The organism is Aeromicrobium terrae, from assembly GCF_008039565.1.
Lineage (GTDB): Bacteria > Actinomycetota > Actinomycetes > Propionibacteriales > Nocardioidaceae > Aeromicrobium > Aeromicrobium terrae.
In genome coordinates this window covers 260105-279647 of record NZ_VDUX01000003.1, presented here as the reverse complement: position 1 = coordinate 279647, position 19543 = coordinate 260105, and the positions used below count along the sequence as shown (strand labels likewise).

Annotated in this window: 21 protein-coding genes; 13 read left to right on the top strand and 8 right to left on the bottom strand. The window is 67.7% G+C overall.

The window, feature by feature from the left end; translation table 11 throughout:
- Positions 1–14: 14 nt before the first annotated feature.
- Positions 15–488 carry a hypothetical protein gene (locus FHP06_RS08055; protein ID WP_147685587.1) on the bottom strand — a complete coding sequence of 158 codons (474 nt, stop codon included), beginning with the start codon at positions 486–488 and terminating at the stop codon, positions 15–17.
- Positions 489–523: 35 nt separating this feature from the next.
- Here FHP06_RS08055 and FHP06_RS08050 point away from each other — a divergent pair, with 35 nt between their 5' ends.
- The 7 genes from FHP06_RS08050 to FHP06_RS08020 all read left to right on the top strand — a co-directional run bounded on the left by FHP06_RS08050 (position 524) and on the right by FHP06_RS08020 (position 8232).
- A complete protein-coding gene (locus tag FHP06_RS08050) occupies positions 524–1468 on the top strand; it encodes a LysR family transcriptional regulator (protein ID WP_147685586.1) in 945 nt (314 codons plus the stop codon).
- Between the two features lie 101 nt (positions 1469–1569).
- Positions 1570–2589, top strand: coding sequence for an aminotransferase class IV (locus tag FHP06_RS08045; RefSeq protein WP_147685584.1), 1020 nt, complete (start codon positions 1570–1572; stop codon positions 2587–2589).
- 72 nt (positions 2590–2661) lie between these two features.
- On the top strand, positions 2662–3777 hold the full coding sequence (ald, locus tag FHP06_RS08040; protein WP_147685582.1) for an alanine dehydrogenase: 1116 nt from the start codon (positions 2662–2664) through the stop codon (positions 3775–3777).
- A 122-nt stretch (positions 3778–3899) separates the two neighbouring features.
- Entirely contained in the window at positions 3900–5318 is a 1419-nt protein-coding gene (locus tag FHP06_RS08035; protein ID WP_147685580.1) for an extracellular solute-binding protein, read from the top strand.
- A gap of 9 nt (positions 5319–5327) precedes the next feature.
- Entirely contained in the window at positions 5328–6287 is a 960-nt protein-coding gene (locus FHP06_RS08030) for a carbohydrate ABC transporter permease (protein WP_147685579.1), read from the top strand.
- Positions 6284–7141: a carbohydrate ABC transporter permease gene (locus FHP06_RS08025; RefSeq protein ID WP_147685577.1), complete on the top strand. Its 858-nt coding sequence runs from the start codon at positions 6284–6286 to the stop codon at positions 7139–7141. The genes FHP06_RS08030 and FHP06_RS08025 overlap by 4 nt, the downstream gene beginning before the upstream one ends.
- A gap of 11 nt (positions 7142–7152) precedes the next feature.
- Complete coding sequence (locus FHP06_RS08020; RefSeq protein WP_147685575.1) at positions 7153–8232, top strand: ABC transporter ATP-binding protein; 1080 nt, start codon at positions 7153–7155, stop codon at positions 8230–8232.
- Positions 8233–8235: 3 nt separating this feature from the next.
- Here FHP06_RS08020 and FHP06_RS08015 read toward each other — a convergent pair whose 3' ends face one another.
- A complete protein-coding gene (locus tag FHP06_RS08015) occupies positions 8236–8691 on the bottom strand; it encodes a DUF4383 domain-containing protein (RefSeq protein WP_147685573.1) in 456 nt (151 codons plus the stop codon).
- An 88-nt stretch (positions 8692–8779) separates the two neighbouring features.
- On the opposite strand from FHP06_RS08015, the gene FHP06_RS08010 reads away from it, so the two are divergent.
- Positions 8780–9562 (top strand): alpha/beta fold hydrolase, encoded by a 783-nt coding sequence (locus FHP06_RS08010; RefSeq protein ID WP_230973443.1) that lies wholly within the window; start codon positions 8780–8782, stop codon positions 9560–9562.
- Between the two features lies 1 nt (position 9563).
- On the opposite strand, the gene FHP06_RS08005 is transcribed toward FHP06_RS08010, so the two are convergent.
- The 6 genes from FHP06_RS08005 to FHP06_RS07980 form a co-directional block, all read right to left on the bottom strand.
- A complete protein-coding gene (locus FHP06_RS08005) occupies positions 9564–9875 on the bottom strand; it encodes a DUF2277 domain-containing protein (RefSeq protein WP_147685571.1) in 312 nt (103 codons plus the stop codon).
- 85 nt (positions 9876–9960) lie between these two features.
- Positions 9961–10473: a hypothetical protein gene (locus FHP06_RS08000; RefSeq protein WP_147685569.1), complete on the bottom strand. Its 513-nt coding sequence runs from the start codon at positions 10471–10473 to the stop codon at positions 9961–9963.
- A gap of 115 nt (positions 10474–10588) precedes the next feature.
- Positions 10589–11023 carry a VOC family protein gene (locus FHP06_RS07995; protein WP_147685567.1) on the bottom strand — a complete coding sequence of 145 codons (435 nt, stop codon included), beginning with the start codon at positions 11021–11023 and terminating at the stop codon, positions 10589–10591.
- Between the two features lie 32 nt (positions 11024–11055).
- The gene (locus FHP06_RS07990) at positions 11056–11436 is read right to left on the bottom strand and encodes a DsrE family protein (protein ID WP_222706413.1); all 381 of its coding nucleotides are present in this window, start codon (positions 11434–11436) and stop codon (positions 11056–11058) included.
- A 112-nt stretch (positions 11437–11548) separates the two neighbouring features.
- On the bottom strand, positions 11549–12598 hold the full coding sequence (locus FHP06_RS07985) for an alpha/beta fold hydrolase (RefSeq protein ID WP_147685565.1): 1050 nt from the start codon (positions 12596–12598) through the stop codon (positions 11549–11551).
- Positions 12599–12681: 83 nt separating this feature from the next.
- Positions 12682–13272 (bottom strand): hypothetical protein, encoded by a 591-nt coding sequence (locus tag FHP06_RS07980; protein WP_147685563.1) that lies wholly within the window; start codon positions 13270–13272, stop codon positions 12682–12684.
- Between the two features lie 70 nt (positions 13273–13342).
- Here FHP06_RS07980 and FHP06_RS07975 point away from each other — a divergent pair, with 70 nt between their 5' ends.
- The 5 genes from FHP06_RS07975 to FHP06_RS07955 all read left to right on the top strand — a co-directional run bounded on the left by FHP06_RS07975 (position 13343) and on the right by FHP06_RS07955 (position 19535).
- Positions 13343–14347 carry an AraC family transcriptional regulator gene (locus tag FHP06_RS07975; protein ID WP_187271847.1) on the top strand — a complete coding sequence of 335 codons (1005 nt, stop codon included), beginning with the start codon at positions 13343–13345 and terminating at the stop codon, positions 14345–14347.
- 232 nt (positions 14348–14579) lie between these two features.
- Complete coding sequence (locus FHP06_RS07970) at positions 14580–16259, top strand: flavin-containing monooxygenase (RefSeq protein WP_187271846.1); 1680 nt, start codon at positions 14580–14582, stop codon at positions 16257–16259.
- Positions 16260–16352: 93 nt separating this feature from the next.
- Positions 16353–17495, top strand: a complete 1143-nt coding sequence (locus FHP06_RS07965) for a substrate-binding domain-containing protein (RefSeq protein ID WP_147685559.1) — start codon at positions 16353–16355, stop codon at positions 17493–17495.
- A gap of 79 nt (positions 17496–17574) precedes the next feature.
- Entirely contained in the window at positions 17575–18363 is a 789-nt protein-coding gene (locus FHP06_RS07960) for an ATP-binding cassette domain-containing protein (protein ID WP_147685557.1), read from the top strand.
- Complete coding sequence (locus FHP06_RS07955; protein WP_147685556.1) at positions 18360–19535, top strand: sugar ABC transporter permease; 1176 nt, start codon at positions 18360–18362, stop codon at positions 19533–19535. The genes FHP06_RS07960 and FHP06_RS07955 overlap by 4 nt, the downstream gene beginning before the upstream one ends.
- Positions 19536–19543 lie beyond the last annotated feature (8 nt).

The window sequence follows — 19543 nt, the reverse complement described above, 5'->3', positions numbered from 1 at the left end:
CCAGTGTGCATCGCTCATGAGGCGGCTACCAGGACGTCGGGTGGAACGACCCCCAACGAGGTGTCGGTGGCGAAGAACAGCGGCTTGGACGCGAACGATGCCGCGTAGAGGTGTCCATGCAATGCCCGACACCAGCGGCGGTCGAGGCTGGTCATCTCCGACGACCCGGGCCTAGCCTTCATGATCGCCACGGCCCCTCCCGGCGCGTGGACGTCGAGGGCCTGGCCCAGGCGATCCACGAACATCTCGAGCAACGGATCGTCGGGTGCTGAGTCGAGCTCCTCGTCGTACATCTGGATGATCGTCGGAAGGACGTGCCCGTCGGCGTCGATCAACAGGGCGAACAGCTGAGGTGCGCTGTAGCCGTGACCTCCGTCGACGAAGCGCCACGCCTCAGTCAGGTCGTCAAGGTCTCGGATCGGTCGGTCTGGTGGATTCATGTGCGGCAGTCTGCGTCCAAGACCTGCAACGCGGTTCTCGTCGTCCACAGGCTCGTGCGCAGACCGGCGTCATACTGAAGACCATGACCAGCGCTGACGTCACGCTCCGCCAGCTCCGGTACTTCGTCGTGCTGAGCGAGGAGCTGAACTACCGCCGCGCTGCGGAGCGGCTCTTCATCACGCAGCCGGCGCTGTCGACGGCCATCAAGCAGCTCGAGCAGCAGTTCCGCGTCACCCTCTTCAACCGCAACACGCGAGGCGTCGTGCTCTCCGAGGTCGGGGCGTCGTGGCTGCCGCGGGTGCGAGAGGCGCTCGGGGGCGTCGACGTCGCCGTCGAGGAACTGCTCGCGTTGGCCGGTCGCAGCCAGGGCGAGCTGCGGCTCGGCTACTTGATCGGCACCGGCGCCGACCTGTTGTTCCGCCTGATCCGCGAGCTTGAGTCCAGCCACCCGGACGTGTCCATCGAGGCGACCGAGTTCGACTTCTCCGACCCGACGGCCGGGCTCGCCGACGGCGCGACGGACATCGCGCTCATCCGGCCGCCCGTCGACCTCCGGAATCACCAGATGGTGACGCTCGAGTCCGAGCACTGGGTCGCATGCCTGCCGGTGGATCATCGCCTGGCGTCTCGTGAGCAGCTTCTCCTGCAGGACCTGCTCGACGAGCCGATCATCTGCGCCCCCGAGAGCGCCGGCATCTGGCGCGACTACTGGATGGCCATGGAGCATCGCGGCGGGAAGCCGGCGATCATCGGCGGCGTGGCGGCGACGTACGAGAGCGAGATGACGATGGTCTCGCGCGGGCTCGGCATCAGCTTCACCACCGAGTCGAGCGCGCGCCTCTACGACCGGCCGGGCATCGCGTACGTCCCGATCGAGGATCGTCCGCTCAGCTACGTCGCGCTGGCCTGGGCGCCCGACCGCCTTACGCGGGCGGGTGAAGCCCTGGTCGACCTCGCGTGCCGTGACGCGGTCAGCCGCGGTGGCTCCGAGCTAAAGCCGCCGGACCTGAACTACTCATCGATCTGAGTTATCACCGGATCAACTATCGGAACTTCCCTGCTCACGAGCCAGGCGGTTGGCTGGGCTCAGCTCACCGACGGTGAGAATCCGACGAGGGAGGCTCCGCCATGACCGCAAGCATCGACCACTCCATGAGCAACCTCGTGAGTGTCGAGCCCGGCGCGATCCGTGAGGCGACGCCGGAAGGGTCGGTGATCCAGTACAGCGACTACGAGCTCGATACATCGAGCGAGTTCGCCGGCGGCGTCGCCTGGATCGAGGGCGAGTACGTCCCCGCATCGGAAGCGCGTATCTCGATCTTCGACACCGGTTTCGGGCACTCCGACCTGACGTACACCGTCCCGCACGTCTGGCACGGCAACATCTTCCGGCTCGGCGACCATCTGGACCGGCTCCTCGACGGGGCACGGCGGCTGTACCTCGACCCCGGCTACACGAAGGAGGAGCTCGCGGACGTCGTGAAGAAGTGCGTGAGCCTCTCGCAGCTCCGTGAGTCCTTCGTCAACATCACGATCACGCGCGGATTCGGCCAACGTCGCGGCGAGAAGGACCTCAGCAAGCTGACTCACCAGGTGTACATCTACGCCATCCCGTACCTGTGGGCGTTCCCACCGGACGAGCAGATCTTCGGCACCTCGGTGATCGTGCCCCGCCATGTCCGCCGTGCGAGCCGCAGCACGATCGACCCCACGATCAAGAACTACCAGTGGGGCGACCTCACCGCCGCGAGCTTCGAGGCCAAGGAGCGCGGGGCCCGGTCGGCGATCCTGCTCGACGCAGACAACTGCGTCGCGGAGGGTCCTGGCTTCAACGTCGTCCTCGTCAAGGACGGCGAGCTGTTCTCGCCGTCGCGCAACGCCCTGCCCGGGATCACCCGCAAGACCGTGTTCGAGCTCGCCGACGTCATGGGCGTGCCCGCCACCCTGCGCGACGTGACCAGCCGCGAGCTCTACGAGGCGGATGAGCTGATGGCCGTCACGACGGCCGGCGGCGTCACGCCGATCATCGAGCTCGACGGTGAGCCGCAGTCCGGTGGCAAGCCGGGTCCGCTGACGACTGAGATCCGCGACCGGTTCTGGGCGCTCATGGACGAGCCGTCGGACCTGATCGAAGCCATCCAGTACTGATACCTCTTCACGTCTACTCATCGACCCACGTGCGGGGTGAGGATGGCTTGACCTGAACCGAAGGAGTCGATCGTGCGCGTTGGCGTGCCCAAGGAAGTCAAGAACCACGAGTACCGGGTGGCGATCACGCCCGTCGGGGTCCACGAGCTGGTGGCCCACGGGCACGAGGTGCTCGTCGAGCGGGGCGCCGGAGAAGGCTCCTCCATCCACGACGAGGAGTACGTCGGGGAGGGCGCGACGATCCTGCCGTCGGCCGAGGAGGTCTGGGGCGCCGCGGACATGGTGCTCAAGGTCAAGGAGCCGGTCGCCGAGGAGTACCACCGCTTGCGTGAGGATCTCGTCCTCTTCACCTACCTGCACCTGGCGGCCGACCGGCCGCTCACCGACGAGCTGATGAGCAGCAAGATCACTGCCATCGCCTACGAGACCGTGCAGCTGCCGTCCGGCGGGCTGCCGCTGCTCTACCCGATGTCCGAGGTGGCCGGCTGCCTGGCGCCGCAGGTCGGCGCGTACTTCCTGCAGCGGGCGCACGGCGGCCGCGGGGTGCTGCTCGGCGGCGTCGGGGGAGTGGCGAATGCGAAGGTCGTCGTCATCGGCGCGGGGGTGGCGGGGCAGAACGCGGCGAATATCGCGCTCGGCATGGGCGCCGACGTCACGCTGCTCGACACCGACCTCGACAAGCTGCGCATGTCCTTCTGGCGCTACAACAACCGGGTGCACGGGCTCGCGTCGTCGAAGCTCGCGATCCGGCAGCAGGTGCTCGAGGCCGACCTCGTGATCGGCGCGGTGCTCATCCCGGGCGCGAAGGCGCCGAAGCTCGTCACCAACGACCTGGTCGCGGAGATGAAGCCGGGATCGGTGCTCGTGGACATCGCCGTCGACCAGGGCGGCTGCTTCGAGGACACCCACGCCACCACGCACGATGACCCGGTCTATCAAGTGCACGGCTCGACGTTCTACTGCGTCGCGAACATGCCCGGCGCGGTGCCCAACACGTCGACCTACGCGCTCACCAACGCGACGCTCCCGTACGTGACGGCCCTCGCCGACAAGGGCTGGCAACAGGCGTGCCGCGACGACCGGTCGCTCGCCCTTGGTCTGAACACGCACGCCGGGTCGCTGACGAACGCACCGGTCGGCGAGGCGCACGACATCGAGGCCGTCACCCTCGACGACGTCCTCGCCTGACGCCACCGGCCTCGGCGGTCATCCATAGCCTGCGGTTATCAGCCGATGCGATCTTGCAACTTCACCACCACTCCGGGCGCACGTAGATTCCCACGCAGGCCGACCACTCGAAGGAGCCAGGCATGACCCGCAGGAATCGCAAGACCTCCATCCTCGCCGCCGTCGTCGCGGCCGCGCTCTCCGTCACGATGGCCGGCTGCTCCAGCGGCTCGGGCGACTCCGGGAGCTCCGAGACCGGCGCTGACGGCTGGAGCCGTGCCTACGAGGGCACGCAGCTGAACGTCATCGGCGAAGCCACCGCCAACACCCAGATCCTCGAGAAGCAGCTGCCCGACTTCGAGAAGAAGACCGGCATCACCGTCAACCTCGAGCAGGCGCCGTACGACAGCCTCGTGCAGAAGGCCGTGCTCGACTTCACGACACACAAGGGCAACTACGACGTTCTCTCGATCCCGTACGAGTACCTCGGCGCGTTCGCGGAGAAGAAGTACATCGCCCCGGAGAACGACTTCCTGAAGGGTGACGCGAAGGGTGCCGGAGACGACTTCTCCGCCGATGACATCATCCCTGCGTTGTGGGAGGCGTCGTCGAAGTGGAAGGACAACTGGTACGGCATGCCGTCGAACAGCGCCGTGATGATGATGTTCTACCGCAAGGACCTGTTCGACAACGCCGACGAGAAGGTCGCGTTCAAGAAGAAGTACGGCTACGACCTGGCGCCGGCCAAGACCTGGGACCAATACCGCGACATCGCCGAGTTCTTCAACCGCCCGAAGGGCGCGGAGGCCGGCGGCGCGAAGCTGAAGGACGCGCTCCACGGCGTGACGGTCGCCGGCAAGCGGCACGTCGCCACCGTGCTGGAGTGGATGAACTACAGCTGGACCAAGGGCGGCGACCTGTTCACCGACGGCAAGCCGGCGATCAACTCGCAGGCCAATGTCGACGCGCTGACCTACGAGAAGGAGCTGACGAAGTTCGCCCCCAAGGGCTTCACCTCCGCCACGTGGGACGAGACCACCGCCGACCTGCAGCAAGGCCTCGCCGCGCAGGCCATCACCTGGGGTGACACGGCCGGCGCGATGGAGGACAAGTCGGCGTCGAAGGTCGTCGGGAAGATGGGCTACGCCGACATCCCGGTCGAGAAGGAGGGCGACAAGCCCGAGGCGCACCTCGGCAGCTGGACGTACTCCATCAACGCCGACTCCAAGAACGAGGAGGCGGGCCGGCTGTTCATGGCGTGGGCACTGTCGACGACCACGCAGAAGGCGCTGGCCGAGCAGGGTGGCCTCCCGGCGCTCACCTCGACGTTCACCGACGCAAGTCTGGTGAGCTCGCTTCCGTACTGGAAGCAGGAGCTCCAGAGCCTGAAGGAGGCGAAGTCGCGACCGCGGATCCCGCAGTGGAGCGGCATCTCTGACGCAATGGCGCTGGCGCTCTCCCGGGCCCTCAGCGGTCAGACCAGCCCCCAGTCCGCACTGGACGACGCGCAGTCCAAGATCGAAGACCTGATGTCTGGATCCCTGCCCGTCACCTACCAGTGAGGACGAACCGTGACCGAGGCCCAGCTGGCTGAACGGCCGCACCGGCGCCTGCCGTCGCCGGTGCGGCCGGGAGGCCGGCCCGGTGTCCCTCGGCGGCGCCGGTGGCTGGCTCCGATCGTCACGCAGGGCCCGAGCCTGCTCGTGCTGGGTCTGGTGGTGCTGTTCCCGCTGGCCTACAGCATCAAGCTCAGCTTCCAGTCGTACAGCCCGATCATCCCGAACCACACGGGCCAGTGGGTCGGGATGGACAACTACCAGCGGATCCTCCATGACGGCGACTTCCACCACTCGCTGATCGTCACGGCGATCTTCGTCGTCGTCGCCGTCAGCCTCGAGACGGTCCTGGGTGTCGTGGTCGGGATCGCGATCGACCGGTTGCGTCGGATGCGTCGGTTCGCGACGTCGGCGCTGCTGCTCCCGATGATCCTGACCCCGCTCGTGGTCGGCCTGATGTTCAACTTCGCGCTCAACGCCCAGTTCGGTTACCTGACCTGGGTGTTCAACACCCTGCACGTCGCCGGAGGGGACGGCGTGCTCAATGGTTCGGTGGGCGCGCTCGTCGCCCTGATCTTCATCGACGTGTGGGAGTGGTTCCCGTTCGTCGCGCTGATGGTGGTGGCCGGTTTGCAGACGATCCCGAAGGAGCCGCTCGAAGCCGCCAGCATCGACGGAGCTTCGACGAGACAGGTGTACTGGCACATCACCCTGCCGCTGCTCCGCCCGATCCTGGGCATCGCGATCCTGTTCCGAGCCACCGAGGCGATCCGCGAGTTCGACAAGGTCTTCGTGCTCACCGGCGGCGGGCCTGGCTCCGCCACGGCGGTCAACGACCTGTACCAGTACCGCGTCAGCTTCCTGAACTGGGACCTCAGCTATGGCGCAGCGCTCGGCCTCGTGACGTTCGCGGCGGTGCTGGCCCTCAGCTTCCTCATGTACCGCTCGTTGCGCAGGAAGGAGACGGCACGGTGACCGCCACGACCGTCAACCCGAAAGCCCGCCGTATGGGTCGCACCGGACGCATGCTGATCGCCCTCGTCGTGGTCGCGCTGTTCCTTGCGTACCTGTCGCCGGTCATCTGGCTGGTCATGAGCTCGTTCAAGAATCGGGTCGACATCTTCACCACGTCGCCGACGGTGTTCTTCAAGCCGACACTCGACAACTACACGGTGGCGTTCCAGGACAAGGGCTTCGGCGCCAACCTTCAGAACTCGGTGATCATCGCGGTCATCTCCAGCGCCGTCGCGCTGCTCGTCGGGATCCCGGCGGCCTACCGGCTGAGCCGGCACGGGTCGCGGTTCCAGGGCGCCTTCCTGCTCGCACTGCTGTCCGCCCGCCTGCTGCCGGCGATGGTGCTCTCGGTGCCGCTGTTCGTGCTCGCCAACAAGGTGGGGCTGTCCGGCACTTACCTTGCCGTGGTCGCCGCGCACCTCACGTTCGCCATCCCGTTCACGGTGTGGATGATGCGCGGGTTCTTCCTCGCGGTGCCGACATCGCTCGACGAGGCGGCTCGACTCGACGGCTGCTCGGAGACCGCGGCGTTCTTCCGCGTCGTCCTGCCTCTGACCAAGGGAGGCATCGCTGCCACCGCGATCTTCCTGCTCATCAACTCCTGGAACGAATTCCTCTTCGCGCTGATCCTGACCAGCCGTGACACCGCCACGCTGCCGGTCGGCATCCCGAACCTCCTTACCCCGATCGGCACCTTCTGGGGCCAGATCGCCGCCGTCGCGACCGTCACGGTGGTGCCGATCTGCATCTTCGCGTTCGCGGTGCAGAAGTACATGGTTGCCGGGCTCACCGGAGGAGCGCTCGCCAATGAATAGGGAGAACTGAGATGGCAGGCATCAGCTTTCGAGACGCCACGCGCCGCTACGCCGGCACGAACGCCGCGGCGGTGTCCGGCCTAAACCTGGAGATCCACGACGGCGAGTTCATGGTGCTGGTCGGTCCGTCCGGCTGCGGAAAGTCGACGACTCTCCGGATGCTGGCCGGCCTCGAGGAGGTCGACACCGGCGAGATCTACATCGGCGACCGTGAGGTCTCGCAGCTGCCGCCGGCGGCTCGTGACATCGCGATGGTGTTCCAGAACTACGCGCTCTACCCGCACATGACGGTGGGCGACAACATGGGCTTCGCCCTTCGGATGGCCAAGGTCCCGAAGTCGGAGCGGGATCGGAAGATCCAGGAGGCAGCGAAGCTGCTGGGTCTCGAGGAGTATCTCGACCGCAAGCCCAAGCAGCTGTCCGGCGGACAGCGTCAGCGGGTCGCCATGGGTCGTGCGATCGTGCGCGAGCCGTCGGTATTCTGCATGGACGAACCTCTGTCGAATCTCGACGCCAAGATGCGCGTCCGCACCAGAACGGACATCGCGAGCCTGCAGCGTGAGCTCGGCGTCACCACGGTGTACGTCACGCACGACCAGGTCGAGGCCATGACGATGGGCGATCGCGTGGCCGTCATGAACGAGGGTGTGCTGCAGCAGGTCGACACACCGCTCGCGCTCTACGACCGTCCGGCCAACCTGTTCGTCGCAGGGTTCATCGGCTCGCCGCAGATGAATCTGCTCGACGGCGTGATCGACGACGGTGCGGTGCGCGTCGGCGGATACACCCTGTCCGGCACGCCCGGTAGCTGGCCGCGGAACGGGCGCGTGACCATCGGCGTGCGCCCCGAGGCTTGGCGGATCGTCCCGGCCGAGGAGGACGGCATCTCCATCGAGGTGAACGTCGTCGAGGAGCTGGGTGCCGACGGTTTCGCCTACGGCACGAGCAGCAACGAGGCCACGCCCCACCACGTCATCGTGCGCGTCGCGAATCGCTACTCGGTCCGCAAGGGCGACGTCCTGCGCCTGGCCGTCGACCTCGACAAGGCCCATGTGTTCGACACGGAAACCGGACAGAGGCTGTCGACCTGAGAGCTACCGCGTCGACGCGGGCGCCGCGAGGCGGCGACGCACGACCAGGCCGAGGCCGGCGAGCGCGACGGTCAGCACGAGGTGCAGCCAGTTGTCGGCGGAGTCGAGCGGCACGAAGTTCGCGTCGCTGGTCTTGTCGATCACGATGCCGTAGACGGTGAGCACGGCGTAGACCGCGGCGGCGCCGAACAGGAACGTCGGGACGTCGCGGGCGTTGCGGGCGGCGACGAGGCCGGCGATGCCGAACAGGATGTGCACGATGTTGTGCAGGATCGACACCTGGAAGATGCCGAGCAGCTGGGCCTCGCTGTCATGGCTGGCGAAGGTCATCGTGTCGTAGTCCGTCGTGATGCCCGGGATGAGCCCGAGGACGCCGACGAGCAGGAAGACGACCCCGACCGCCGCCGCTGCGCTGCGCGCGAGCTTCTCGGCCTGGCTGTCGGATGCAGTGCTGGACATGAGCTCCCCTGTGAGTGAAGTGATGCGGTCCCGGGTGGAGTACCCGCCGGACCGGCCCTCAACCAGCGCGACCCGTAGGCTCAGGCGCGTGAGCGCGGCGATCCACTCCACCCAGATCGGCGAGTCGGGGGCCCGGGTCGTCTTCCTCCACGGCCTGTTCGGCCAGGGCAAGAACTTCACCCGCGTGGCCAAGGCGTTGCAGCCCGAGGCGACGTCGCTGCTCGTGGACCTGCCCAACCACGGCCGTTCCGCCTGGACCCAGCGCGCCGACTACCGCGACATGGCCGCCGACGTCGCCGAGCACCTCGAGCGCGGGTTCGCCGCCGACGGGCCGGTGCACGTGATCGGGCACTCGATGGGCGGCAAGGTCGCGATGGTGCTCGCGCTGACACGTCCGGAGCTCGTCGACCGCCTCGTCGTCGCCGACATCGCGCCGGAGCCGAACGGCGGGTCCGGCGAGTTCGAGCACCTGCTCAGCAGCCTCGCGTCCATCGACGTGAAGACCCTGAAGCGGCGTTCCGACGCCGACGAGCAGCTCCGCGAGAAGATCCCCGACGACACCGTCCGCGGGTTCCTCCTGCAGAACCTGCGGTCGGCACCCGACGGCTACGAGTGGCAGGCGAACCTCGACGTCCTGCGGCGCGACCTGCCGACGATCGGCGACTTCCCGTTCGTCGACGCGACGTTCGACCACCCCGTGCTGTGGGTGGCCGGCGAGCACTCCGACTACATCCAGGACCGGCACGCCGAGCGGATGCGCTCCTACTTCCCGCGCACGCGCCTCGTCACCATCAAGGGCGCGGGCCACTGGGTGCACTCCGAGCAGCCCGAGGCGTTCGTGTCCGCGCTGCGGGTGTTCCTCGAGCTCTGAGTCAGGCGCTCCTGGCCTTCTTCTTGGCCTCTTGGTAGACGCGGATCGCCTCGTAGCGGTCGGCGGACCGGGCCTGCCGCTTCTTCGCCTCGGCCTCGCGGTTCTTGGGCTTGGCAGGCGTCACCAGGTGGTCGAGGAGGTGGCGCACCGACTGGGCGATCTCGTCGACGGCCTGGTTGAAGACCTCTTCGTTGGCCTTGGACGGCTTGTTGGAGCCGGAGATCTTGCGCACGAACTGCAGCGCCGCGTCCTGGCACTCGTCGTCCGTCGCCGCCGGCTCCAGGTTGTTCAGCGGGATGATGTTCCGGCACATGCCTCAACTCTAGATCGGCCCGCAGACGCCGTCACGACGTCGAACGGGTGGGGCCGTCCGGAGACGACCCCACCCGCGGGCCGTGCTACTTGCCGGCCTGGACGTCGTGCATCGAGTAGTCGAACGCGAAGCCGCCGTCGAGAGGCTCACCCTGCTCGCTGAACGCGGTCACGTTGTCGTAGACGCAGAGCTGCACGAGTACCGTGCCCTTGTGCAGGTTCGGCACTGCGGCCGGGAAGCCCGGCTGCTTCTTCAGGATGATGTTCTGCGTGTGGGTCTTGCCGTCGCAGACCAGCGCGTTCGGTCCGGCGTCGGACTTCCAGTTCGTGCTGTAGAAGGTGTTCGCCCACTGGCTGGACGTGTGATTCGTCGCGTTGACCTGCGGACCCTGCTTGACGCCGACGTACAGGTGGGAGACCGAGCCTGGGCTGCTGGAGCAGCTGTAGGTGACCTTCACGTTGGCGGCTCCGGGTCCGGCGACGAGGTGCCCGGCGACCTGGGCCGTGGGCTGAGGAGCCTCGGCTGCAGCGGGGCTGGTGCTCAGGGCGAAGGCGGCAGCGCAGGTCGCGGCGGCCACGCCGATCAGTCGTGTCTTCATGACTACTCCTAGGAGGGGGATGAGTCGTCACCCGATTGACGCGTATGTGGAGGGTCGCACGACGCAACCAACCCGCGCGGAGCTTTGGAGAAGTCCGTCGAGCGCTGCCGGACCCTCAGCCGACGTCGTCGGCCAGCCCGATGACGACCCCGGACGGTCCACGGAGGTAGCAGATCCGGATCGCGCCCTGGTAGTCGCCGACCCCGTCGAGCAGCTCGCCGCCGAGCGCCTGCAGACGCTCGATCGTGTCGTCGAGGTCGTGGACGGCGAACATCACCCGGTGGAAGCCGACGGTGTTGGGCACCGGCGGGCCGGGCCGCACCATGTCGGGGGAGTGGTACGTGCAGAGCTCGAGCCGCCCCGGGCCGTCGGGCAGCTTCATCATCGCGATCTCGCACGTCATGTCCCTGACGCCGACCGCGGTCTCCGCCCAGTCGCCCTCGACGACCATTCGCCCTTCCAGCTCCATCCCGAGCTCGGTGAAGAAGGCGATGGTCTCGTCGAGGTCCTCCACGACGATGCCGACGTTGTCCATGCGCTCGATTGCCATGACCCTGACGTTAATCGAGCGCATGGACGCGGTCAGTAGCTGAACGCCGTCGCGCCCTCGTCGCCGATCCACTCCCACATCGGCACCGTGCCGCCCACCGTCGCGTTCTCGAGGAACTGGTCGGGGTCGAGCGCACGGGCGTTGACGCAGATCGGGCAGGCGAGGAACGTGCCGCCGGCCGCCGCGTAGCGGGCGAACAGGTCGGGCAGCGGCGGGCAGCCCTCGCACGCCTGGCCCACCGCGACGCCGCGCTGCACGAGACGCACGGCGTCCTTGGTGAGGAACATCAGCGTCGGTCGGCCCTGCTCCGCCGCACCGACCGCGACCAGCATGGCCACCATGACCTTCTCGGGATCCTCCATGCCGGTGGTCAGGCTGACCACTGCCTTGCGTGATATCTCTGTCTCCTTCATCCGGGGCGGTGATGACGGAGACGCTATGAATCGGGGACCCTCGGTCGCGTCCGCGCGGACGCGTAGCTATTCGCTGTCGTTCATGGCCTGATGGCGGCTGACGCGTACGCGGTCAGGCGAGCACGCGGGCGACGGCGGCGGCCCGCGCGGTGCGGCCCTGCAGACCGAGCTTGAGGTAGACGTTCTGGAAGTGCCGCTCGACCGTGCGCACGCTCAGCGTGAGCCGCTCGGCGATCTCGGTGTTGTCGAGGCCCTCGGCAGCGAGCAGCAGGATCTCCCGCTCACGAGCCGACAGGTTCTCGACCGTCGTCCTCGGCTGGCCGTCGGCCAGGAAAGCGGTGACCTCGTCGCGGAACACCGGCCAGGCCGGCTCGTCGGCGAGCAGGATGTGGTTCCGCGACTGGAGCATGACGAGTCGTGCGTTCGGCAGCTGCGTCGCCAGCTTCGGCCCCCAGGTGGAGGCGACGCGGTCACCGTCGGCGTGCAGCACCAGCGTGGGCGTCGCGATCTCGGGAAGCAGCGGCGTCACGTCGGTCTGGTGCCGGGCGACACGGCTGCAGACGGCGTTCTCGGTGTTCGTGGACGTGCGCTGCAGCTCGTCCATCCACGTCATCTGCTCCTCCGTGGCGTCCGGGATGAACGACGTGGTGAAGACGCGGCGGAACGTGGAGTCGGGTCGCTGCCAGCCCGCACGGATCATCGCGAGGAAGGCGGTCTCGGCCTCGGGGTCGTCGTTCATGCCGGCGCCGGCCATCCCGCCGTAGAGGATCATCTGCGACACCCGCTCGGGGTGCGCGTGCGCGTAGGCAAGAGCGACGGGCGCGCCGCCGGACATGCCCATCAGCGCGAACCGGTCGAGGCCTGCGGCCTCCACCACGGTCTCGAGGTCGGCGACCCGACGCTCGAGGGAGAAGTCGTCAACCTCCCACTCCGACAGCCCGAACCCGCGCTCGTCGAAGCGGACGACCGTGGCCACGTCGCCGAGGGCGTCGAGGAAGTGCCGCCAGACCGGGCTCTCCCAGTCGTGCTGCAGGTGGCTGAGCCAGCACGACGCGATCAGCAGCGGCGGCCCCGATCCGTGCCGGGCCCAGGCGAGCCGCACGCCGTCGTCGGCGCGGCAGAACCGCGCCTCACGTGCCGCCTGCGGGGTGCCGCTCACCATCGCGACAGTGTAGAGCCGGCACGGCCGGATCCGCTGTCGCTCTGGGTGGCGACGCGGGCGGCGTCGCCCCCACTGCTCTGTGCTCAGAAGGTGCGAGCGGGCAGCGGCTTGATCAGCGGGTCGAGCAGCTTCGCGGACATCTCGACGGTGAGCACCTCGGTCGGGTCGAGCGGGATGATCTGTCGCGTGGACTCGTCGATCTCCCACACGTCCTCGCCGACGAGCCGGCCCTCGTCGTCGTACGGCCAGATCATGTGCTCGACGTTGCCGACGAGGTAGTGCGCGCCGGGGTCGACGGGCGCGCCGGCCTCGGCGAGCAGGGCGCCGGGGGTCTGCTGGTAGATCGTGGCGGTCGAGCAGATCATGTTGTCGCCGACGGCCAGCTTCTCGTCGCCAGCGTAGAACACGCACTGCGCGGTGCGGGCCCACTCGTCGTAGACCGCCTGCACGGCCTCGGCACCGTCGAGCACAGTGTTGATGCCGAAGACGTTGAAGTGGTAGACGGGGTGCTCGACCGTCATCTCCGGCGCGAAGATCTCCTGCCAACGGCCGGCCATCTCCAGGTAGCGGTGCCGGTTGTAGGCGTGCAGCAGCCACCGGTGCCGGGGGTTCTCGGTGGTCTCGATGAGCCGCTCGACGGCGGCGTTCGTCTGGGTGATGTCGAAACGGGTCATGACTCCACGGTGACGACGGGATGGGGTCTGAGTCTTGACTTCACACGACACGTTCTTGACTCTGGACGACATGGCGTTGATCCGTGGCACGTCGCTGCTGGGCTTTCGCGAGCTCGTCGACGACCTCGGCGGCGACAGTGACGCGCTGCTGCGGATGGCTCACCTCAGCCCCGACACGATCGGCGACCACGACAGCTTCATCAGCTACCGCAGCGTCGTCGCGGTGCTCGAGGCGGCGGCCACGGCGACCGGTGCGGGCGACCTCGGCCGGCGGCTCGCCGAGCGTCAGGGCCTGGAGATCCTCGGACCGCTCGGCGTCGCGGCCCGGACCGCGGCCACCGTGGGCGCCGCGCTGCAGTCGATCGAGCGGTACATGAACGTCTACAGCCCGGCGCTCGCCGTGGGAGTCCAGGCGGTCCCGGGCGAGTCGATGGCTCAGCTCACCTGGCGCCTGGTGGACGAGCGGCCACCGCCGCACCGCCAGGCGGCCGAGCTCGGGCTGGGCGTCTCGGTCCGGGTGTTCCAGCTGCTTGCCGGATCCGACTTCCACCCGGTCTCGGTACAGCTGCGGCACGAGCCGCTCGTCGACCCGGAGAGCTACGCGGAATACTTCGGCTGCCGTGTGGACTGCTCCGCCGACGTCTACGGCTTCCGGTTCCCCGCGTCCGTGCTGACCCGGCGGCTGAGCGCCGACGGCTCGGTGCACGCGGTCGTGCAGGACTACCTGAGCACGATCGCCGTCCCGGTCGAGACCGCGACGACGGACGCCGTGGTGCAGCTGATTCGCCGGATGCTCCCGACCGGGACGCTCGACCTCGACCTCGTCGCCGGCCATCTCGCGCAACATCGACGCACGCTCCAGCGCCAGCTCGCCGAGCAGGGCACGACGTTCGCCACGCTCGTCGACGAGGTGCGTCGCGAGGAGGCGCTGCGGCGGCTCCAGGAGACGGACATGTCGTTCGGTCAGCTGTCCGGGCTCCTCGGGTTCAGCGAGCAGAGCGCGTTCACCCGCGCGTGCCGTCGCTGGTTCGACGCGCCGCCGAAGGAGGTTCGTGCGGCACGCGGCTCTGGCTGACGAGGATCCCTCGCGGCCGGTCGACAGCTGCACTGCCTCGTCGCGACGTGCTCATGGCCTTCGCCCGAGAACCCTTGCCAAGCCTGTGTGGGCCGTGTCACACTCAGCCGACCGAGCGAGCGCTCGGTCGGACTGAAAGGGCAACGAAATGTCGGTGGATACCACTCGCGTTGCGGTCGACCACGATGCTGCGCGCGTATTCGTTGACTGGCTTCGGGACTTCGCTGCGGCGATGGAGTCGGGATCCGTCACGGAGGCCACGGCAACGCTGACGAAGGAGTGCTGGTGGCGGGACCTGTTGGCCCTGTCGTGGGACCTCGGGACGTATCACGGCTCGGAGCGCATCACGTCGCTGCTCGACGTCCACGTGCGGCAAGCTCGGCCAACCCGCTTTGAGCTCGATGCTGGATTCGAGCCGCACCCGATCGAGGGCGGAGTCGAAGGTGTCTTCACCTTTGAGACCACCACGGCATGGTGCCGAGGAGTGGCACGGCTGACCCAGGTCGACGGTGGCTGGCGGGCGTCCACCGTGATGACCGGCATGGAGGACGTGAAGGGTCACGAGCGCGCGCTCGGCAGCCGGCGTCCGATCGGGCCCCGGCACGTGGAGGGGGCGAGATCGACGCACAACTGGAAGGACCAGCGTCTCGTCGACGTGAGCTTCGCGGATCGCGAACCGGACGTGGTCGTGATCGGTGCCGGGCAGGGTGGGTTGGCCGTCGCAGCCAACCTCACCCTCATGGGTCTGGACACCTTGGTGCTCGAGAAGAGCGAGCGGGTGGGTGACGGCTGGCGCAAGCGGTACCACTCTCTGGTCCTGCACGACCCGGTCTGGGCCGACCACCTCCCCTACCTGCCGTTCCCGGACTCATGGCCGATCTACTCCGCGAAGGACAAGATCGCCGACTGGTTCGAGTTCTACGCCGAGGCGATGGAGCTCAACGTTTGGACCGAGGCGGACATGTTCGACAGCTCGTACGACGCCGGGGACGGCCGCTGGACCCTTCGGATCCGCACTCCGCACGGCGAGCGGGTGGTGCGCCCCCAGGACGTGATCCTGGCAACCGGTGCGGCAGCTGAGGTGAACCTTCCCGAGGTGCCGGGCCGTGATCGATTCGCAGGCGTCACCTACCACTCCAGCGCCCACACGTCGGGCGCAGACTGGAGCGGCAAGAAGGTGGTCGTCATCGGCGCCGGCAACAGCGCGCACGACATCGTCCAGGACCTCTTCGAGTCGGGCGCCGACGTCACGCTGGTGCAGCGCTCGTCCACGTACATCATGAGCCAGGAGTTCGGGATCCCGGCGCTCTTCGGCGCCAACTTCGTCGAGGGCGGCCCGCCGACCGAGTACGCCGATCTGATGGCGAGCGCCACCCCGTGGCCGTTGGTGCTGGAGTACGCCGTCGAGGGAACCAAGGCGACCGCCGCGCTCGATGCCGACCTGCTGGCCTCCCTGGATGCCGTCGGGTTCCGGCGCAACGACGGGCCGGACGGCACCGGCCTCATGGGGTACGCGTTGGCTCGTGGCGGTGGCTACTACATCGATGTCGGCTGCTCGCGGCTGATCGCCGAGCGCAAGGTCAGCTTGGTCCAGGGTGCCGGTCTGGCGGAGTTCACCGACGCAGGAGTGCGCCTGACGGACGGCCGCGAGATCGATGCGGACCTCGTCGTGCTCGCGACCGGGTACAAGAACATGCGCGAGACCGCGAGGCGGCTGTTCGGTGACGAGGTCGCCGACCGTTGTCCGCCTGTCCTGGGCATCGACGAGGACGGCGAGATCAGTGGCCTGTACCGGCGCACCGGGGCGCCCGGCTTCTGGTTCATGGCCGGCCCGCTCGCGTGGGTGCGCATCTACTCCAAGCATCTCGCCCTGCAGATCACTGCCCGACAGAAGGGAGTCGTGCCCCGTTGAACACCGGCCCGTTCGCGGGCAGCGGCGGCGCGGCGCTCTGGCGTCATCCGTCGTCAACACTCAGCTCGTAGGAAATAGGTGAAGGAGCAAGCGATGTCCCAGACCAAGAGGTGGCGCGTGGCGCTGAAGATCCTCGCGATCGGTGCCGGCGCAAGCCTGGTGCTGTCGGCCTGTGGGGGAAGCTCGGGGGATGACAAGAGCGGGGGCGGCGACAAGAAGCTGGTGTACTTCATGGCGCCGAACACCACGCCGACGCGATACATCGAGCAGGACGGTCCCGACTTCAAGGCGGCCATCCAGAAGCTCGATGGCGACGTCGAGGTGAAGTTCGTCAACGCCGCGGGCGACTCTGCCACGCAGCTGTCGCAGGCGAACGCCGCGATCGCTGCCGGTGCGGATGCGCTGGTCGTGGTCGCCGCAGATCCGAACACCAGCGAGGGCCTGCTGAACGCGGCCAAGGCCGCGAAGGTCCCCGTCATCGGCTACGAGAACCCACCGCTGAAGGGTGAGATGTACGCGCAGGTCATCTTCGATCCGGACGCCGTCGGCGTGCTGCAGGGTGACTACTTCGCCTCGCAGGTCAAGAGCGGGGCACTCGGTGACACCCCGGTCAAGATCGCTCGTCTCTACGGCAACAAGGGCGACGTCTACACCACTCAGATGCTCAAGGGTCAGGACAGTGCGCTCAAGCCCCTCATCGACGACGGCTCCATCGAGGTCGTCTGCGAGGACTACGTGAAGGACTGGGCGCCCGACAACGCTCAGAAGGCGGCTGACCAGTGCCTGACGAAGACGCAGGGCAAGGTCGATGCGTTCCTCGGCTTCTACGACGGCATCACGGCAGGTGTCATCGCCGCTCTCAAGAGCAAGGACGCGAAGATCCCTGTCTACGGCGGCCAGAATCCGGAGCTGACCGGCCTGCAGTACATGCTCACCGGCGACCAGCAGGACAACGTGCTCAAGGCGTTCTCCGTCGAGGCCGAGGCGGCCGCGAAGATCACCCTGGCTGCCATCGCGGGCGACAAGCCGCCGGCCGACCTGGTGAAGGACGTGGTCGACAACGGCGGCGCCCAGGTGCCGACCGCCAAGCTTCCGTCGACGTTGATCCACCTGGAGAAGGGCAAGGATCCCGGTGACGCCGTCCAGACCGCCGTCGATCTCGGCATCTTCACCTGGAAGCAGATCTGCACCGGCCCGGCGAAGGACACGCCGACCTGCAAGGAGAAGGTCGGGTAGTCCGGCCGATCTGCCTCGATCGGCGGGGCGGTCGTACCTCCACGGCCGCCCCGCCATCACCCCGACCAAAGGACCTCACATGCCTCCCGCCGTGCCACCATCGGCCGACAGCGCGACGACGACCCCATTCCTCCAGATCTCCGGTGTGTCCAAGCATTTCGGCGGCGTCCGGGCCCTCCACGAGGTCGATCTCGACCTGCGACGGGGAGAGGTGATCGCTCTCGTGGGTGACAACGGTGCTGGCAAGTCGACGCTCGTGAACGTCGTCTCAGGCGTCCAGCGCCCCGACAGTGGCGTCCTGCACGTCAACGGTGTCGAGGTGCGACTGGATTCGCCCCGCGCCGCCGCGGCGGTCGGAATCCACACCGTCTACCAGGACCTTTCGCTGTGCGACAACCTGGACGCCGTCAAGAACCTCTTCCTCGGCCTGGAAGAGACGGATCCCTGGTGGAGGGGGCGGACATTGCGTCGGCGTGCCATGGAGCGCCGAGCGCGCGAGGTCCTGGACAGCATGTCCGTGCGACTGCGGTCCTTCACGGCGCCCGTCGGGGGCATGTCCGGTGGGCAGCGGCAAGGAATCGCCATCTGCCGGGCGCTGGTCTCCGATCCGAGCCTCGTGTTGCTCGACGAGCCCACGGCAGCGTTGGGGGTCTCGCAACGCGCTGAGGTGCTCGATCTGATCCTGCGACTGAAGGAGGACAACCGAGGCGTCCTGGTGATCTCTCACGACCTCAAGGACGTCCAGCACGTGGCCGATCGCGTGGTGGTCCTTCGGCTCGGGTCGAAGGTTGCGGAGTTCTCCCGCGGCGACTACACGTCCAGCGACCTCGTCGCTGCGATCACCGGCGCACACGAGGGTGTCGCATGAGCACCCAGATCGGCCGCACTGACGGCGCGCCAGCCTGGTCGCGGCTCGCGGGGATCTTCGAGGACCGTCTCAGCAACATTCCGGTCCTGATGGTTCTCGGGGCGATCTGGCTTTTCTTCTACACGCGCAACGAGGCATTTCTCAGCTCGCAGAACATCACCAACTTGATCCTTCAGATCGCCACCACCGCGATGCTCGCCCTGGGCATCGTGTTCGTCCTTCTCGTCGGCGAGATCGACCTGTCGTCGGCGATCCTGTCGGGCGTCTGCGCGACGGTCGTGGCGAACTATGCCGTCACGTCGGGATGGAACATCTATCTGGCCTTGGCGGCGGGCATCGCACTCGGCATGATCGCCATGGTGATCCAAGCCGTGATCGTGGTCTTCGGAGTGCCGTCCCTGATCGTCACGCTGGGCGGCATGGTGGTGTTCCAGGGCTTGCTGCTCGTCGTCCTGCCGCCGGAGTTCACCGTCAGCGTCGGCGGAACGGACTATGCCGAGATCGCGAGCGCGGACGTTCCGACGACAGTCGCCTACCTCGTGGCCGGAGTCGTCTGGGTCGGCTACACGATCAGCCGGTGGATCCATGCCCGAGGCTCGTCGAACGACCGGATCTGGGCCGGTGTCCTGTCGCTGGTCATCGGTGTGGCCGTGTTCGGCGGTGTGACGGTCCTGTCCAGGGCCGACGGTCTCCCGCTGCCAGTCGTCATCCTCGGTGCCATGCTGATCGTCGCCGCGTACGTCACGACGCGCACCCGGTATGGCATCCATCTCTATGCGGTCGGCGGTGACCGGGACGCGGCCAGGCGGGCGGGAATCCCGGTGAGTCGCATGATCATCTACTCGTTCGCGATCCTGGGGTTCTGCGCAGCGATCGCGGGCGTGGTCGACGCGGCGAGGCTTCTGAGTGTGTCGAACTCGTCAGGCGGAGGACCCCTGATGCTGAATGCGATCGCGGCAGCGGTCGTGGGTGGCACCAGCCTGTTCGGCGGGCGAGGATCGGTCTGGTCCGCTCTCCTCGGCGCGCTGGTGATCGGATCGATCAGCAATGGTGTGCAGCTCCTCGGATACTCGCCTGAGGTTCAGAACTTCGCCACAGGTGGGGTGCTCGTGGTGGCCGTCGCCATGGATGTCGTGATCACCCGGGGCTCGCTGTGGCCCCGGCGAGCGTGACGAGCAGG

Bases quoted from the DNA above. Each gene is read 5' to 3' on its own strand.
- FHP06_RS08045 (WP_147685584.1), top strand. From the start codon at position 1,570: ATGACCGCAAGCATCGACCACTCCATGAGCAACCTCGTGAGTGTCGAG.
- FHP06_RS07955 (WP_147685556.1), top strand. From the start codon at position 18,360: ATGAGCACCCAGATCGGCCGCACTGACGGCGCGCCAGCCTGGTCGCGG.
- FHP06_RS08015 (WP_147685573.1), bottom strand. From the start codon at position 8,691: ATGTCCAGCACTGCATCCGACAGCCAGGCCGAGAAGCTCGCGCGCAGC.
- FHP06_RS07960 (WP_147685557.1), top strand. From the start codon at position 17,575: ATGCCTCCCGCCGTGCCACCATCGGCCGACAGCGCGACGACGACCCCA.
- FHP06_RS08000 (WP_147685569.1), bottom strand. From the start codon at position 10,473: ATGAAGACACGACTGATCGGCGTGGCCGCCGCGACCTGCGCTGCCGCC.
- FHP06_RS08005 (WP_147685571.1), bottom strand. From the start codon at position 9,875: ATGTGCCGGAACATCATCCCGCTGAACAACCTGGAGCCGGCGGCGACG.
- FHP06_RS07995 (WP_147685567.1), bottom strand. From the start codon at position 11,023: ATGGCAATCGAGCGCATGGACAACGTCGGCATCGTCGTGGAGGACCTC.
- FHP06_RS07990 (WP_222706413.1), bottom strand. From the start codon at position 11,436: ATGAAGGAGACAGAGATATCACGCAAGGCAGTGGTCAGCCTGACCACC.
- FHP06_RS07980 (WP_147685563.1), bottom strand. From the start codon at position 13,272: ATGACCCGTTTCGACATCACCCAGACGAACGCCGCCGTCGAGCGGCTC.
- FHP06_RS07975 (WP_187271847.1), top strand. From the start codon at position 13,343: ATGGCGTTGATCCGTGGCACGTCGCTGCTGGGCTTTCGCGAGCTCGTC.
- FHP06_RS07965 (WP_147685559.1), top strand. From the start codon at position 16,353: ATGTCCCAGACCAAGAGGTGGCGCGTGGCGCTGAAGATCCTCGCGATC.
- FHP06_RS07970 (WP_187271846.1), top strand. From the start codon at position 14,580: ATGGAGTCGGGATCCGTCACGGAGGCCACGGCAACGCTGACGAAGGAG.
- FHP06_RS08020 (WP_147685575.1), top strand. From the start codon at position 7,153: ATGGCAGGCATCAGCTTTCGAGACGCCACGCGCCGCTACGCCGGCACG.
- FHP06_RS08035 (WP_147685580.1), top strand. From the start codon at position 3,900: ATGACCCGCAGGAATCGCAAGACCTCCATCCTCGCCGCCGTCGTCGCG.
- FHP06_RS08050 (WP_147685586.1), top strand. From the start codon at position 524: ATGACCAGCGCTGACGTCACGCTCCGCCAGCTCCGGTACTTCGTCGTG.
- FHP06_RS07985 (WP_147685565.1), bottom strand. From the start codon at position 12,598: ATGGTGAGCGGCACCCCGCAGGCGGCACGTGAGGCGCGGTTCTGCCGC.